Below are 15,278 nucleotides of genomic sequence, written 5' to 3' on the forward strand. Positions count from 1 at the left end.
GCGCGCTGCCGGACGAAACGTATGAAGCCCCCGGCTACCTGGGGGACAGGTCCGGGGGCTCGCCCCTCCCAGAGGATTATGGACACCGGAGGGAGGGATGGCGTCTTCCCGGGGGGAACTGGGTCGAGCGCCAGTACCGATGTTAGAAGCGCAGTTTTCGCACAGGCGGCGGAAGCATCGAACTTCACCCGTGCTTTCACCCTTTCTGTGCGAAAGGCCGATCCCGAGCACCTCCTGACCGCCCCTCCCGAGAACGTCAGAGGCGCGCGATAGCCTTTGGGGGTGGAATTCTGGACAGAGATCGTCGGTCAACCGGAGGCGGTGCGAACGCTGCAGCATGCCGCCGATCCCGCGGCCTCAGCGCCGCCGGCGCACGCCTGGCTGATCACTGGGCCCCCGGGATCCGGCCGCTCGAACCTGGCGTTCCGCTTCGCGGCCGCGCTCATCGCGCGCAGCGAGGCAGAGCGCGACGCGGTCTTCGAGCAGGTGCGCGCCCGCACCCACCCCGATCTCGGCGTGCTCACCACCCAGAAGCTGCTGATCGACATCAGGGCCGCGCGCGAGATCGTCACCACGGCGCATTACGCGCCCGCCGAGGGCCGGTTCCGGGTGATCGTCATCGAAGACGCGGATCGCATGCCCGAGCGCACCTCGAACGTGCTGCTGAAGGCCCTCGAAGAGCCGCCCGAGCGAACCATCTGGGTGCTCTGCGCCCCAAGCGAGGCGGACCTGCTGCCCACGATCCGATCGCGCACCCGCTCGCTGCGCCTGGTCACCCCGAGCCCGGAAGACATCGCGCGTCTGCTGCACGAGCGCGACGGCATCGACGCCGAAGCGGCCGAGCGGGCAGCCCGCCTCGCTCAGAGCCACATCGGCATGGCCCGTCGCCTGGCGAGCGATCCCGAATCGCTGGCGCGTCGCGAGCGATCCATCGCAGTGGCGCTCTCGGTCGAGACGCTGGGCGACGCCATGCGCGCCGCGGCTTCACTGGTGAAGGTGGCGGAGGCCGACGCGGCAGCGCTCACCGAGCAGCTCGACGCACGGGAACGCGAAGAGGCCCTGCGCAGTCTCGGCCTCGCCCCGGGCGCGGCGATCCCGCCCCAGATGCGCGCGCAGGTGCGAGCGCTCGAAGAGGATCAGAAGCGTCGTGCGACCCGCAGCCTGCGCGACGGCATCGACCGCATCCTCACCGACCTGCTGTCGCTCTACCGCGACGTGCTGCTCGTCTCTCTGGAGGCCGATCCCGAACTCGTCAACCGAGAGCAGCGGCCGCGCATCGAGGATCTCGCCGAGCGGTGGTCGCCGGAGCGGGCTCTGGCGATGGTGACGGCGGTGGAATCGGCGCGGCAGCGGCTGGCGCGGGGCATCACGCCGGGTCTGGTGCTCGAGGCGCTGTTCGCGGCGATCGTGTCGCCGCAGCTCGCCGAGTCCCTCGGGGCGGCGGCATGACCGGCGCGCGCAGGGCGATGCGCGCTGTTGCGGCAACCGCCCTGGCCGCCGCGCTGGTGATGCTCACGGCGTGCGCGCCGATCCTCTCGCTGTTCGATGGGGAAGCGGGGAAGCAGCAGAGCTACGAGCTGCCCGAACGGCCCACGGGCGGGGTCGAGGCGTTCGGGGCGCAGCAGCCGATCTGGACCCCGTGCGGCGACGGCATGGAGTGCGCCGATGTCTACGCGCCGCTCGACTGGGGCGACGTGAGCGGCGAGACGATCACCCTGCGCCTCGTGAAGCACCCCGCGACCGGCGGCGACCGCATCGGCACGCTCTTCGTGAACCCGGGCGGCCCCGGCGCTTCCGGCGCAGAGTACGTGGGCGAGAGCCTCGACTACGCCGTACCCGCCGAGATCCAGCGCTCGTACGACGTGATCGGGTGGGATCCGCGGGGCGTCGGCGCCTCCACACCCGTGCGCTGCCTCGACTCCGCGGGAATGGACGACTACCTGTTCGGAGCGGACGAGAACCGCGACCTCGAGCGGGGCAGCGACGCGTGGATCGACGCCGCGCTCAGCGAGGCTCGCGCATTCGGCGAGGCCTGCGAGGAGCGCACGGGCGCCCTGCTCGGGCACGTGAGCACGGAGGACACCGTGCAGGACCTCGACATGCTGCGGGCGATCGTCGGCGACGACCGGCTGCACTATCTCGGCCTCTCGTACGGCACCTACATCGGTGCGCGATACGCCGACGCGTTCCCCGAGCGGGTGGGGCGTCTCGTGCTCGACGGGGCGATGGATCCGACGAGCAAGGTCACCGACGTGGTGCGCGAGCAGACCCGGGGCTTCGAGCTCGCGCTGCGGGCGTACGCCGCCGATTGCCTGCAGCGCAGGGACTGCCCGTTCACCGGAACCGTCGACGAGGCGATGGGTGCGATCGGTAAGCAGCTCGACCGGGTCGACTCGGAGCCCCTCACCGGGTCCGACGGCCGCACGCTCAGCGCAGGCACCATGCTCACCGCGATCATCACCCCGCTGTACTCGCAGAGCAACTGGGGCTACCTCGACCAGCTCTTCGCCTCGGTGTCCAAGGGAGACGCCGACGTGGCCCTCTCACTCGCGGACTTCTACTACGACCGGGTCGACGGCGAGTACGTCGGCAACTCCACCGAGGCGTTCTCGGCCATCAACTGCCTCGACTATCCCAGCGGCGAGCTCGACCGTGAGCGCATGCGCGCGGAGGCTGCCGAGCTCGACCGGATCGCGCCCACGATCGGCCGTTTCCAGGGCTTCGGAGATGTGTCGTGCGCCGAGTGGCCGGTGGCCGGTGCGTCGGATCGGGAGCCGGTGGTCGCGGCGGGCGCCGATCCGATCCTCGTCGTCGGCACGACCGGCGATCCTGCCACCCCGTATCGCTGGGCAGAGTCGCTCGCACAGCAGCTCGAGAGCGGGGTTCTGCTCACCTACGAGGGGGAGGGGCACACCGCCTACGGGCAGAGCGATTGCGTCGACGAGGTGATCGACGACTACCTGCTCACGGGCGCCGTGCCCGAGAGCGACCCGCGCTGCTCGTAGCGAGGTCGGCGCCTGAGCCGGGAGGGGGCGGGGAAGCGCGGAGTGAGCGCCGGGGCCGGGGCGGCCGTCGCTCGTCGGCGAGCCGCCGAAGATGAATCGAAGCGCCTCTTTGTGGTAAAGTTGGCGCTCGTGTGCGGAAGAGATTCTGCGCCGCGCCGACTTAGCTCAGGGGTAGAGCAGTTCCCTCGTAAAGAACAGGTCGTGGGTTCAAATCCCACAGTCGGCTCGAAGGAAACCGGGGTCGATCAGCTGGAAACAGCCGATCGGCCCCGGTTTTTCGTTTCGACGGATGCCTCGGGGCAGGATCCTCGGCGCTTTCCCCTTCTCTTCCCCGTCGAGATAACGCGTTCGGCCCCTCCGCCCCGGGGAGCGGGGCAGCACGGGTCATTTCGATGGTGCGGGGAGCGGGCCGACCGGGGAGCCGCGGTTCCGCAAGTTCAACCGATCGATTGAGCGTCGGAGGCTCCGCGTACTCTGGAGGGGTGAACGAAAGTGCCGCCGCTCCCGCATCCGCCGCCGCGACGCCCGCTGATCCCGCTGCTGCGCGGCCTGCCGCGCAGCCTGCCGCAGCGTCGCCCGCTGCCGCCCAGCCCGCTCCGAAGCGCCGCATCGCCTACTGGGACAACGCGCGCTTCCTGCTGATCGTGCTCGTCGTGATCGGCCATGTGATCTCCACGGTGCGCACCGATTCGTCGCTCGGCTTCGCCCTCTACTCGTTCATCTACCTGTTCCACATGCCGGCGATGATCCTGCTCTCCGGTCTCTTCTCGAAGCCCGAGGCGTCGCCGAAGGCGGTCGCCTCGACCGTGCAGTTGCTGGCGACCTGGCTCCTGTGGGAGGGTGTCTGGGCGGTGATCCGCGCTGCCGTCGAGGGGCGCGCGCCCGGATCCGGATTCCTCGTCAATCCGTCCTGGACACTCTGGTTTCTCGTGACGCTGGCGACCATGCGTATCCTGCTGCCCTACATCGCCAGGCTGCGGCACCCGCTGCTGTTCTCGATCGCGCTCGCGCTCGCCTCGGGGCTGCTGCCCGCCGTCGGCACGGCGTTCTCGGCCTCCCGCACGATGGTGTTCATGCCGTTCTTCGTGGCGGGCTGGCTGATCCGCGAGCGCGGGTGGCTCGACGGGCAGTGGTTCACGCGGCCGGCGCGGGCGGCCCGCATCGGGGCGTGGGCGTTGCTCGGGGCGGTCGGGATCGTGTTCGCGGTCGCGGTGCACCTGCAGGACTTCTGGCGCATCGACCGGTGGCTCACCTGGCGTGACGATTACCTCACCGCTTTCGAGCGGGGTCCCATCGGCGACTGGCAGCCGACCGAGTGGGTGTCGGTCTCGCTCGGCGGTATCGCGGTCACAGCGCTACTGCTGGCGATGGCGGCCGCCCTCACGCTCGCCGTGCTCATCGTGGCTCCGCGGCGTCAGAGCATCATCACCGTCTGGGGTGCGCGCACGCTGTACGTGTACCTGCTGCACGGACCCGTCGTCTGGGTACTGCGGGAGACGGGCGTCATCGACGCGGTGGCCGCGTGGGGGGTCGCCGGCGTGCTGCTGCTCACAGCTATCGCGATCGCGATAGCCCTGCTGCTCTCGATGACGTGGATCACGCGGGTCTTCCGGGTGATCATCGAGCCGCGGGTCGACTGGATGCTGCGGCGGGGCTGAGGCGCGGCTTGCGCCATCCGCGCGCTCGGCGCGGACCCGCTCAGCCCTCGGCCGGCACGAGCAGCTGGTGCTTCGCGAGCTCGCGGTAGAGCGGCGTCGACTCGAGCAGTTCGGCGTGGGTGCCCTCTCCGACCACGCGCCCCTCGTCGAGCACGATGATCTTGTCGGAGTCGACGACCGTCGAGAGGCGGTGCGCGATGACCAGCAGGGTGCGACCCGTCGCAACGGAGTCGAGTGCGTCGCGCATCAGGCGCTCGTTGACACCGTCGAGGCTCGCGGTCGACTCGTCGAGCAGCAGGATGGGGGGCGCCGTGAGCAGTGCGCGCGCGATCGCGAGGCGCTGCTTCTCGCCGCCGGAGAGCATGATGCCGTTCTCGCCCACCTGCTGATCGAGCGCTGCGGAGAGCTGCGCGTCGGAGAGCGCGGAGGGGTTCGAGTCGTGATCGGACGACGGCCCGCCAGGCCGCACCGCCGAGCGGTCGAGGAGCCCCCCGAGGTTGACGGCTCGCAGCACGCGCTCGCAGGCCGCGTCCGATGCGTCGGGCGAGGCGAGGCGGAGATTGTCGCGGAGAGACCCGGCGAGGATCGGCGCGTCCTGCTCGACATAGCCCAGCTGGGCACGCACCTCGGCGCGGTCGAGGGTGCGCAGGTCGGCGCCGTAGAGCGAGACGGCCCCCTGGTCGGGGTCGTAGAAGCGCTCGATCAGGCCGAGTACCGTCGACTTGCCCGCACCGGAGGGGCCGACGAGCGCGACGCGCGATCCGCGGGGCACCTCGAAGCTCACCCCGTGCAGCACCGGGGTCTCGACGATCTCGGCCGGCGCTGCCTCGAGGTCGCGGCGCCCGCCGCGGCCGCCGAGCACCAGCTCGCGTGCGTCGGCGCGGATCGGGGCCGCGGAGCGGTAGGTGAAGTGCACGTCGGAGAAGCGGATCGCCGCTGCGTAGTCGAGCCTGGCGCCCTCGAGCGGCACCGTGCGGCCGAGGGGCGACAGCTGCGCGTCGTGCTCGGTCTCGGTCGGCAGCTCCGAGATCTCCTGGATGCGGCCGAGAGCGCCGAGCGCCTGGTTCACGGCGGCGATCGCGCCGAGCGCCTGCCCCAGCGGCATCACCATGAGGAACAGGAAGATGATGAACGTGACGAGCTGCGCGATGGTGACGGCGCCCGTCGCCACGCGGTAGCCGCCGAGCCCGAGCACCACGAGGAACGAGAGCTGCATCGCGAGGAACGACACCGGCACGATGAGGGCCGAGATCTTCGCCACCTTGACGCCGAGCACGTAGGCCTCGTCGGCGTCGCGCTCGGTGGCGCGCTGCTCGCGCTCGGTGGCCCCCGCCGCTCGGATCGTGCGGATCGACGAGATGGTGCGATCCACCTGCGCGGCGAGGTCGCCCACCTTCTCCTGGGCCTTCGCGACCGCCGGGCGGATCCGGCTCGACACGAGCACCACCACGACGAGGGCGAGGAGGATCACGCCAAAGGTGATCCCGAACAGCAGCGGATCGATTACCAGCATGCCGATCAGCGCCCCGACGAACACCAGCATTCCGCTGATCGCCTCGACGAGGCCCTGTGTGAGCACGGCGCGCAGCAGCGTGGTGTCGCTGCCGACGCGGGAGACGAGGTCGCCCGTGCGGCGCCGGTCGAACTGCGAGATCGGCAGATGCAGGATCCTCGCGATGAGCCTGCGCCGGCTCATGAGCACGACGCCCTCTCCCATGCGCTGGAGCACGTAATGCTGCAGGCCCCCGAGCACGGCGCCCACGATCACGACCGCCGTGAGCACGACGAGCAGCCAGCCGAGCGCCCGACCGGCCTCGACGCGCGTGATCACCTGGCCCAGCAGCACGGGCTGCACGAGCGACGCCACCGCGCTCGCGAGACCCAGGGCGAGTGCGAGGCCGAGCAGCCCTCGCTGCTCGAAGAGATACGGGATCAGCTGCCGCAGAGACGCCCGGGGTCCGCGAGGAGCGGTGCGCGGTGCGCGCCCCCTGCGTCGTGACTTCGGGGCGTCGGTCGCGGTCTCATCAGATGTGCCAGCCACGGCCTCTACTGTAGGGCAGCGCGGCTGGCAAAGCGCTCGGGCGCGGGCCCGCGTTCGAAACTGACGCTTTCAGCGAGACCGACTGTTTCAGAAGCCCTGAAACAGTCGGTCTCGCTGAAACAGTCGGTCTGGGTGCACGGCGCCAGTAGGCTGGGCGGCGCACGAGTGAGCAGAGCCGGAGGGGCCCGATGACGCAGTGGATCGACGCGATGTTCGTGCGAGGCGGCACGAGCAAGGGCGTCATGTTCGACGCAGCCGCGCTGCCGGGCGGTCTCGCACTGCCGGACGCCCTCGAACCGCTGGAACGCGAGCAGCGCGACCGTGTGCTGTGCGCCGCTCTCGGCTCGCCCGATCCCTACGGCAGGCAGCTCGACGGCATGGGCGGCGGGCTCTCGTCGCTCTCGAAGGCGATGATCGTCGCGGCCTCGAAGCGTCCCGGCGTCGACCTCGACTACACCTTCGCGCAGGTCGACATCGGCGAGGCGAGGGTCGACTACTCGGGCAACTGCGGCAACCTCTCGTCGGCGGTGGTGCCGTTCGCGCTCGCCGCGGGCCTCGTGCGCAGGCCCGACGGCGTACAGCGGTTCACCCTGCACAATCTGAACACCGCGAAGACCGTCGTGGCGGAGGTGCGGGTCGTGGACGGCGCGGCAGAGACCGCGGGCGATCTCGCCATTCCCGGAGTCGCGGGGAGCGGATCGCCGATCCACCTCGTCTACCCCGACCCCGGCGGCAGCCGCAGCGCGGGCCTGCTGCCGAGCGGCGCGCCCGTCGAGCAGCTGCGGGTGGACGATCGCGCATTCACGGCCTCGATCGTCGATGCCGCGATCCCCCTCGTGGTGGTTCCCGCGGCCGAGTACGGACTCACCGCCGCCGAGCTGCCCGACGCGCTCGACGCCGACGCCGAGCTGGGTGCGCTGCTCGAGCAGGTGCGGCGCCGGGGCGCCGTGCGCGCGGGTCTCTGCGAGGATCCGGAGTCGGCGCCGCTCGCGGTGCCGAAGATCGTGCTCGTCGGCCCCGCGGCGGAGTCGACGCTGATCGACGGCACCGTGCTGCCCGCGGCCGATGCCGATGTGCTGGTGCGCCCCTTCTCGATGGGGCAGGCGCACCGGGCGGTGCCCGGCACGGCCGCGATGTGCCTGGCGGCTGCGGCGCGGATCGCCGGCAGCGTGGTCTCGGACGCGCTCGGCTGCGGGGGAGCGCTTGCTCCCGGCCCGGGACAGACCTCGGAGGTGCGCCTTGCCACCGCCTCGGGTGTGGTCAGGGCCTCGGCGATGAGCGACGAGGAGGGCGGGATCGCCGAGACCGCGCTCGCCCGCACCGCTCGCGTGCTGATGCGCGGGCAGATCGCGATCGAAGTCTGAGCAGCGCCCGCCTCAGAGCGCCGTCGCCGCGATGGTGCGCGTGGAGATCGCGAGGTGCAGGGCGGCCTCGGCCGCTTCCTTGCCCTTCGACTCGGGTGCGCCGGGGCGGCCCGAGCGGTCGAGCGCCTGCTGCTCGTCATCGGTGGTCAGCACACCGAAGCCCACGGGGCGGCGCGCGTCGAGCTGCACCCGCGTCAGCCCGTCGGTGACGGCGTTGCACACGTAATCGAAGTGCGGGGTCCCTCCGCGGATGATCACCCCGAGGCACACGGCGGCATCGAAGTCGCCTCCGCCCTCTTCCACCGGGGCCAGAGCCGTCTGCGCGGCGAGCGGCAGCTCGAACGCCCCGGCCACTCGGAACAGGGAGTGCTCGGCTCCGGCAGCGGCCACGGACTGCTGCGCTCCCTCGATCAGTGACGACATGACCTCGTCGTGCCAGCTGCCCGCGATGATCGCGATGCGCAGCCCGCTCGCGTCGACGGTGAGATCGGGGGCTCCTGCTCCACTCATGGGATGCTCCTTCGGTCGGGTGTGTATTCGGGGTCTTCGCTACTGCTGCACGTCCGCGGGCAGTTCGTGGCCCATGCGGTCGCGCTTCGTCGCGAGGTAGCCCATGTTCTGCTCGGTGACGCCCACCACGAGCGGCACGCGCTCCGAGACCGTGATGCCGTGGGCCTCGAGCTGATGCACCTTGTCGGGGTTGTTGGTGAGCAGGCGCACCCGCTCGACGCCGAGCTCGGCGAGGATCTCGGCGGCAGCGGTGTAGTCGCGGTCATCGGCCGGCAGCCCGAGCTGCAGGTTGGCGTCGAGGGTGTCGCGCCCCTGCTCCTGCAGCTGGTAGGCGCGCAGCTTGTTGGCGAGGCCGATGCCCCGGCCTTCATGCCCGCGAAGGTATACGACGATGCCTCCGCGCTCCTGGATGAGGTCGAGGGCGGCGTCGAGCTGGGGGCCGCACTCGCATTTGAGCGAGCCGAACGCCTCGCCGGTGATGCACTCAGAGTGCACGCGCACGAGCGCCTCGTCACCGGGTGCGGAGCCGTCGGGGCCGGCCGCGATGAGCGCGAGATGGTCGATGCCCAGGCGCCGGTCGCGGTACGCGCGGGTCTGGAACTCGCCGTGCTCGGTCGGCAGCAGCGTCTCGGCGCGCAGGCTCACGCTGCGGTGCTGCGGCTGCTCGGCCGGCGCGTTCTCGGGTTCATGCTCGTTGAGGTATGCGATGAGCTGCTCGATGGTGATGACGGGGATGCTCTCGCGCTCGCCCAGCTGGATCAGTTCGGGCAGACGCATCATCTCGCCGTCGTCGGCCACGATCTCGCCGATCACCGCGACGGGCCTGAGGCCGGCGAGGCGCATGAGCTCGACGCCGGCCTCCGTGTGGCCGTCACGGGCTCGAACGCCGCCGTCGACGGCGCGCAGCGGCAGGATGTGGCCGGGGCGGCGCACGTCGCCGGGGGTCGCGTTCGGATTGGCGAGGGCGCGCAGCGTGGTCGCGCGATCGCTCGCGCTGATGCCGGTGGTCACACCGTAGCTCGCGTCCACGGTCACCGTGTAGGCGGTGGTGCGCAGGTCCTCGTTGCGCTCGACCATGATCGGAAGTTCGATCTGGTCGGCGATCTCGTTGGTCATCGGCGCGCACAGCAGCCCCGAGGAGTGATGCACCGTCCACGCGATCCACTCGGGGGTCGCGAGCTCGGCCGACAGGATCACGTCGCCCTCGTTCTCGCGATCCTCGTTGTCCGCGACGATCACGGGCCGCCCCGCCCTGATCGCGGCGACCGCGTCTTCGATGCTGCTGATGCCTGGGGTGCTGGTCATTGCTGGGTTCCTTCGGTCGTGGGGAAGAAGTTGCGCATGCGCGCCAGGTGGCGCGCGAGGATGTCGGTCTCGACGTTGACCCGGTCGCCGGGGGCGAGCGCGCCGAGTGTGGTCGCGGTGAGCGTCTCGGGGATCAGCGAGACCTCGAACCACTGATCGCTGCCGTCGTCGCCGGGCCCCGGTGGATCCGAGATCGCCGAGACGGTGAGCGAGACGCCCGAGAGCGTGACCGAGCCCTTGTCGACGAGCAGCGGGGCGAGTTCGGGGGAGAGCGAGAACCGCAGCGTTCTCCAAGCCTCGTGGGGCGTGACGGAGAGCAGCGTGGCGGTGCCGTCGACGTGCCCCTGCACGATGTGGCCGCCGAGCCGGGTGTCGGCGCGCATCGCCCGTTCGAGGTTCACCGCGCTGCCCGGGGCGAGCTCGCCGAGCGTCGACATGCGGATCGACTGCCGCATCACGTCGGCGGCGAATGCGCCGCGACCGTCATCGGTCGAGCTCTGCTCGACCACGGTGAGGCACACGCCCGACACGCAGATCGAGGCGCCGTGGGTGGCGTCGCTCGTGACCACGGGGCCGGCGATCGTGAGGCGGATCGAGTCGCCGATCGGTTCCACGGCGACGATCTCGCCGATCTCCTCTATGAGTCCGGTGAACACGTCTGGTTCTCCTTTGCTGGGGTGGGGCGCTGCTCGGGATCGGAGGGCGCCAGTGCGGCCTTGATCAGCAGGTCTGCGCCGAGTTGGACGGTGCGCGAGATGCGCAGCCGCCTGATGCCGTCGATGCCCGTGACGCCGATGTCGCCGAGTGCGAGCTTCGGGCCGCCGAGCAGAGCGGGGGCGAGGTAGATCAGCACCTCGTCGACGAGGTCTGCAGCGAGGAGCGCGCTCGCGACGGCGGGGCCGCCCTCGACGAAGAGGCGGCGGACGCCCCGCTCGTGCAGCGTCGCGAGGTCCGCGGCGAGGTCGTCGCCCGCGAGGCGCAGCGGCCCCGTGAGGCCGTGCGCGGCGAGGGCCGGGTGCTGCATCACCAGGGCGCCCTCCGGAACGGGGCGGTGACCGAGCACGACCGGGATCGGTTGCTCGTCGGCGGGCACCAGCAGGCCCCCGTGCTCGGCGCGGGAGGTCAGGGCGGGGTCGTCGGCGATGAGCGTGCCCGTGCCGACGAGGATCGCGTCGGCCTCCGCGCGCCGCCGGTGCACGTCGGCCCGGGCATCCACGCCGGTGATCCAGCGGCTCGAGCCGTCGGCTGCCGCGGCCCGGCCGTCGAGCGTCTGCGCCCACTTCACCGTGACGTGCGGTCGGGGGGAAGGCGGTGGCGCAGCGACGCTGGGCGGGGCGGTGGATCCGGATCCCGATCCCTCCACCGCGGCTCCCTGCCGGGCCAGCCACGGCCCGAGCACCGCGCGCGCCTCGCCGGGCAGCACGCCGCCGCGCACCTCGACGCCTGCCGCGCGCAGCCGGGCCGCGCCGCCGGAAGAGGCATCGCCCGGATCGCGCAGCGCGTAGGCGACCGCGCCGATCCCGGCCTCGATCAGCGCGAGCGCGCAGGGGCCCGTGCGGCCCGTGTGGTTGCAGGGTTCGAGGGTCACGACCGCGGTGAGCTCGCCGGCCCTGTCCCGCCACTCGGCGGGCAGTGCCGCGAGCGCGGCGGTCTCGGCGTGCGGAGTCCCCGCACCGAGGTGCCAGCCCTCCGCCACGATGCGGCCGGAAGGATCGAGCAGCACGCAGCCGACCTGCGGATTCGGGTCGTCGGCCGGCCCGCGGCGGGAGACGGCGAGGGCGCGGCGCATCCCGTCTTCGAGGAGCACCTGCTCGAGCATCCCGATCCCCTGTTCCATCCGTGAGCCGGATCCGGGGTGCTGAGGGTTGCTCCGCGTAGCGCGGTACTCAGCGTTCCTCTCATCCGGACTAGACCGGCGGCGAACCGCCGTGCCATCACCGTCGGTATCGGAATTCCACCGATTCGGCCTCGCGGATGCGAGGTTCGCGGACTGTCACCGCCGGTTCGGATTCTCACCGACCCCGGAACACACCGTCATTGTATGGTACGAACCGGGGCCGGGAGAAGCCCCTCTTCCTCTTCGACCGTTATCGGGCGGGATCGACGGGTGCGATCGTGCCGAATCGCCGGTTGTGATAGAGCAGCGGATCCTGATCGTCGCCGAGGGTGCCGTCCTGGATCTCGAGCACCACGATCGCGTTCTCCCCGTGGTCGTAGATGCTCGCGACCTTGGTGAAGAGCACGACGCCCGCGTCGTCGATGACGGGCAGGCCCCGCTCCTCGTGCCAGTGGTCGCCCGCGAAGCGCTCCTCCGCGGGCCCGGCGAAGCGCTGGCCCAGCTCGTGCGATCCGGCGCCGAGGAAGTTCACGGCGATCCGGCAGCCGAGCTGCACGGCCCGGAAGCTGCTCGACGACTTGATCATGTTGAAGGTGGCTCGCGGCGGCACCGCGGAGAGCGAGGCGAGCGAGGTCGCGGTGAAGCCGACGGGCGTCCCGTCGTCGTCGACCGTCGTGCACACCACCACACCGCCGGCGTGCCGGCGGAAGGTGTTGCGGAACAGGTCGAGCAGCGTCTCGGACGAGGGGCGGGTCAGGGTCGTGGTCATTGCGTTTCTCCTTATCGTCTGCTGAGTCGGTTACCGGTCGGCGGGCTGCTCGGCCGCGGGTGCCAGGACGTGCTCGCGCAGCGTGCTGCCCGAGTAGTCGCTGCGGAACAGGCCGCGCTCCTGAAGGATCGGCACCACGGAGCGTGCGAACTCCTCGAATGCGCTGGGCAGCACGGCGGGGTTGATGATGAAGCCGTCGTTGCCCCAGTTCTCGAACATGTCCTGCATCATGTCGGCGACCTGCTCGGGGGTGCCGACGAGCTCGGGGCCGAGGTCGTTGAGTGCGAGGCGGCGGGCGGTCTCGCCGAAGGTGAGCCCCTCCTTCTTCATGGTGCCGAGGAACACGTCGAGCGCGCCGCTGCCCTCGAGGCCCTCGACATCGAGGTCGTCGATCGTCGCGTCCGGGGAGATGGAGGCCAGGTCGAGGCCGGTGTAGCTGGCGGCCCGCTCGAGCGCCACGTCGAGGTCGATCAGCGAGTACAGATGGTTGCGCCGAGCGTACGCGATCTGCTCGGTCTCGCCGACGATGACCTGGATCGACGGCAGGATCGCGCAGTCCTCGGGCGCGCGGCCCTCCTTGGCGAGGCGCTCGTTCATGTCGGCGCGGAACGCCTGCATGCCCTCGGCGTTGCGCTGGTAGGTGAAGACGATCTCGGCCCACTTGGCGGCGAAGTCGCGACCGCGCGGGGAGGAGCCCGCCTGCATGATCATGGGGCGGCCCTGCTCGCTCGGGGGCACGGTCAGCGGCCCCTGCGTGCTCACGTAGCGTCCCTCGTACTCGAAGCCGTCGAGCCGCTCGGGGTCGATGAAGAGGCCGCTCTTCCGATCCGCCACGTAGGCGTCGGCCGGGAAGCTCTCCCAGAGCTTGATCGCGGCCTCGACCACCTCATCGGCGCGGTCGTAGCGCTCGCTCTTGGGCAGGAGGCCCGACATGCCGTACCGGTGGGCTTCCCGATCCGCCACCGACGTCACCACGTTCCACGCCATGCGACCGCGGCTGAGCACGTCGAGCGTGCCCATCGCGCGGGCGATGCCGTAGGGCTGGAAGAGGCTGGTCGAGATCGTGACCCCGATGCCGAGCTTCGTGGTGCCCGCCGCGATCTGCGCGGCGAGGGGCACGGGATCGAGCAGGTAGAGATCCCCGCCCTTGCGCACCATCTCGTCGCCGTAGAAGACCTGCGCGTCCGCGAAGAAGATCGCGTCGAACTTCGCGTCCTCGAGCGTGCGGGCGATCCCCGTCCACCACTCGCCGTTCAGATAATCGTTCTCGGCCTGCGGGTGCAGCCAGCTCCCCATGTGGGGGCCGGTGGTGACGACGGCGACGAGGTGCATCTGGCGCTTGCTCACTGTGTTTCCTTACTGTCGGGTTGGGTCTGCGGAGAGGGAGGGATCAGGCTGAGGCGCGCTCGGCGTCGAGCCGCTGGGCGCGTTCGGTATCGCGGTTGCCGTTCAGGGCCGCGAGGGTGAAGCAGATGAGTGTGGCTGCGCCGGCGACGAGCACGACGACGAGCATCGCCGTGCGCAGGGAGTCGACGCCGAGGCCGTCGGACAGGCGGTCGCTGATGGCCCCGATCGTGAAGGAGCCGAGGCCCTGGCCGATGCCCATGAGCACGAACATGACGGCGACGACCTGCGTGTGCAGGGAGGTGGGGGTGACGTCCTGCGAGAAGGAGAGCACGCTGCCGTAGGCCGCCATGCCAAGCAGGATCGTCAGCGAGACTCCCACGAGCGAGACCTGCTGGCTGCTCGTGAACAGCATCGCCAGGTAACCCACGAGGGTCAGGGCCACCACGGAGAGGTTCATCCACTGCATGCGCCGAGTGGAGTGGGTGCGCAGCCGGATCGCGACGGCGCCTCCCACCAGAATGCCCAGGGTGCCGAGCACGATGTAGTTGGTGCCCATCAGCCAGGCGATGCGGGAGTCGCTCATCTCGAGGGAGCGCGACAGGTACAGGGGCAGCCACTGGAAGGCCGAGTCGGTGAGCACGACCTGGAAGAACGTGCCGATGAGGATCCACCGCGCGCTCTTGATGCGGAAGATCGCGCCCAGGCTGCGCAGCCCGAGTGATTCGCGCTCCTCCTCCGCGGGGGTCTCGGATTTCGGCAGCAGCAGGAAGATCGCGAGGCCGATGATGAGGGTGATGCCCGACGCGGCGAAGAAGCCGGCGCGCCAGCCGTAGGCGACCGCGAGATCGCCGATGACGTAGTAGGCGAAGACCATGCCGCCGATGAGGCCGATCGTGTAGCCGGAGTTGGCGAAGACGCGCTTCGAGCCGTGGAAGTGATCGGCGAGGATCGACAGGGACGGCGCGGAGACGGTCGCCTCGGCCATGCCGATGCCGAGCAGCGCGATGAACAGCGGCCAGAAGCTGAAGGATCCGCCCGCGAGCAGCGGCATGAGCACGAGCACCACCATCGAGAGCTTCACGAAGCTCGAGTTGGTGACGCGCCCCGCGAGTGCGACGACGCCGAGCGCCGCGGCGATGTTGAGCGCCACCGAGGCGAAGCCGGTGAGCACGCCCACCTGCGTGTCGCTCATGGCGATCTCCTCGGTGATCGCCGGCAGCAGGAGCGGGAAGATCTGCCGGTTCATGTAGGTGACCAAGTAGGCGGAGGCCACGAGCACGAGCACGATGGTCTGCTTCTTGGTGAGCCGCCACTTCGATGTCGGCGGTGTGCCCACCGGTTCGTGAGTCTCTTCCAGGGTTCTCGTCACAATAACTCCTTTGTGTGTTTCGAGGGATCGTCGGTGCTCGAACCGCGCCCGCGAAGGCGAGGCGGCTGCCGCA

Annotated in this window: 12 protein-coding genes, 1 tRNA gene and 1 riboswitch; of the genes, 5 read left to right on the plus strand and 8 right to left on the minus strand. The window is 70.6% G+C overall.

Translation table 11 applies throughout. The features are described 5' to 3' along the window. The first annotated feature begins 282 nt into the window (after positions 1–282). The 4 genes from KVY00_RS10295 to KVY00_RS10310 all read left to right on the plus strand — a co-directional run bounded on the left by KVY00_RS10295 (position 283) and on the right by KVY00_RS10310 (position 4,663). The gene (locus tag KVY00_RS10295; RefSeq protein ID WP_223042875.1) at positions 283–1,449 is read left to right on the plus strand and encodes a DNA polymerase III subunit delta'; all 1,167 of its coding nucleotides are present in this window, start codon (positions 283–285) and stop codon (positions 1,447–1,449) included. Next, the gene (locus tag KVY00_RS10300) at positions 1,446–3,005 is read left to right on the plus strand and encodes an alpha/beta hydrolase (RefSeq protein WP_223042876.1); all 1,560 of its coding nucleotides are present in this window, start codon (positions 1,446–1,448) and stop codon (positions 3,003–3,005) included. Before KVY00_RS10295 ends, KVY00_RS10300 begins: the two co-directional genes overlap by 4 nt. Positions 3,006–3,159: 154 nt before the next feature. Then, positions 3,160–3,231 (plus strand) — tRNA-Thr (locus KVY00_RS10305). 256 nt (positions 3,232–3,487) lie between these two features. Next, the gene (locus tag KVY00_RS10310; protein WP_255572594.1) at positions 3,488–4,663 is read left to right on the plus strand and encodes an acyltransferase family protein; all 1,176 of its coding nucleotides are present in this window, start codon (positions 3,488–3,490) and stop codon (positions 4,661–4,663) included. 40 nt (positions 4,664–4,703) lie between these two features. Here the strand turns inward: KVY00_RS10310 and KVY00_RS10315 are convergent, their stop codons facing one another. Further along, a complete protein-coding gene (locus KVY00_RS10315) occupies positions 4,704–6,704 on the minus strand; it encodes an ABC transporter ATP-binding protein (RefSeq protein ID WP_223042878.1) in 2,001 nt (666 codons plus the stop codon). Between the two features lie 188 nt (positions 6,705–6,892). Here KVY00_RS10315 and KVY00_RS10320 point away from each other — a divergent pair, with 188 nt between their 5' ends. Beyond that, positions 6,893–8,068: a PrpF domain-containing protein gene (locus KVY00_RS10320; RefSeq protein ID WP_223042879.1), complete on the plus strand. Its 1,176-nt coding sequence runs from the start codon at positions 6,893–6,895 to the stop codon at positions 8,066–8,068. Positions 8,069–8,080: 12 nt separating this feature from the next. Here KVY00_RS10320 and ribH read toward each other — a convergent pair whose 3' ends face one another. The 7 genes from ribH to KVY00_RS10355 form a co-directional block, all read right to left on the minus strand. Then, positions 8,081–8,578 carry a 6,7-dimethyl-8-ribityllumazine synthase gene (gene ribH / locus KVY00_RS10325; protein ID WP_223042880.1) on the minus strand — a complete coding sequence of 166 codons (498 nt, stop codon included), beginning with the start codon at positions 8,576–8,578 and terminating at the stop codon, positions 8,081–8,083. A 39-nt stretch (positions 8,579–8,617) separates the two neighbouring features. After that, complete coding sequence (ribB, locus tag KVY00_RS10330) at positions 8,618–9,883, minus strand: 3,4-dihydroxy-2-butanone-4-phosphate synthase (RefSeq protein WP_223042881.1); 1,266 nt, start codon at positions 9,881–9,883, stop codon at positions 8,618–8,620. Next, complete coding sequence (locus tag KVY00_RS10335) at positions 9,880–10,539, minus strand: riboflavin synthase (protein WP_223042882.1); 660 nt, start codon at positions 10,537–10,539, stop codon at positions 9,880–9,882. The genes ribB and KVY00_RS10335 overlap by 4 nt, the downstream gene beginning before the upstream one ends. Continuing rightward, positions 10,521–11,720 carry a bifunctional diaminohydroxyphosphoribosylaminopyrimidine deaminase/5-amino-6-(5-phosphoribosylamino)uracil reductase RibD gene (locus KVY00_RS10340; protein ID WP_255572595.1) on the minus strand — a complete coding sequence of 400 codons (1,200 nt, stop codon included), beginning with the start codon at positions 11,718–11,720 and terminating at the stop codon, positions 10,521–10,523. The genes KVY00_RS10335 and KVY00_RS10340 overlap by 19 nt, the downstream gene beginning before the upstream one ends. A 49-nt stretch (positions 11,721–11,769) precedes the next feature. Next, positions 11,770–11,916: riboswitch (FMN riboswitch) on the minus strand. Positions 11,917–11,970: 54 nt separating this feature from the next. Next, positions 11,971–12,489: a flavin reductase family protein gene (locus KVY00_RS10345; RefSeq protein WP_223042883.1), complete on the minus strand. Its 519-nt coding sequence runs from the start codon at positions 12,487–12,489 to the stop codon at positions 11,971–11,973. 30 nt (positions 12,490–12,519) lie between these two features. Further along, complete coding sequence (locus KVY00_RS10350; RefSeq protein ID WP_223042884.1) at positions 12,520–13,836, minus strand: NtaA/DmoA family FMN-dependent monooxygenase; 1,317 nt, start codon at positions 13,834–13,836, stop codon at positions 12,520–12,522. Between the two features lie 43 nt (positions 13,837–13,879). Beyond that, positions 13,880–15,205: an MFS transporter gene (locus KVY00_RS10355; protein ID WP_223042885.1), complete on the minus strand. Its 1,326-nt coding sequence runs from the start codon at positions 15,203–15,205 to the stop codon at positions 13,880–13,882. Between the last annotated feature and the right edge of the window lie 73 nt (positions 15,206–15,278).

The sequence above is a fragment of the Leucobacter tenebrionis genome (genome assembly GCF_019884725.1).
GTDB classification, from domain to species: Bacteria; Actinomycetota; Actinomycetes; order Actinomycetales; family Microbacteriaceae; genus Leucobacter; species Leucobacter tenebrionis.

Coding starts and splice junctions, on each gene's coding strand:
- KVY00_RS10300 (WP_223042876.1), top strand. CDS start 1,446: ATGACCGGCGCGCGCAGGGCGATGCGCGCTGTTGCGGCAACCGCCCTG.
- KVY00_RS10320 (WP_223042879.1), top strand. CDS start 6,893: ATGACGCAGTGGATCGACGCGATGTTCGTGCGAGGCGGCACGAGCAAG.
- ribH (WP_223042880.1), bottom strand. CDS start 8,578: ATGAGTGGAGCAGGAGCCCCCGATCTCACCGTCGACGCGAGCGGGCTG.
- ribB (WP_223042881.1), bottom strand. CDS start 9,883: ATGACCAGCACCCCAGGCATCAGCAGCATCGAAGACGCGGTCGCCGCG.
- KVY00_RS10340 (WP_255572595.1), bottom strand. CDS start 11,720: ATGGAACAGGGGATCGGGATGCTCGAGCAGGTGCTCCTCGAAGACGGG.
- KVY00_RS10345 (WP_223042883.1), bottom strand. CDS start 12,489: ATGACCACGACCCTGACCCGCCCCTCGTCCGAGACGCTGCTCGACCTG.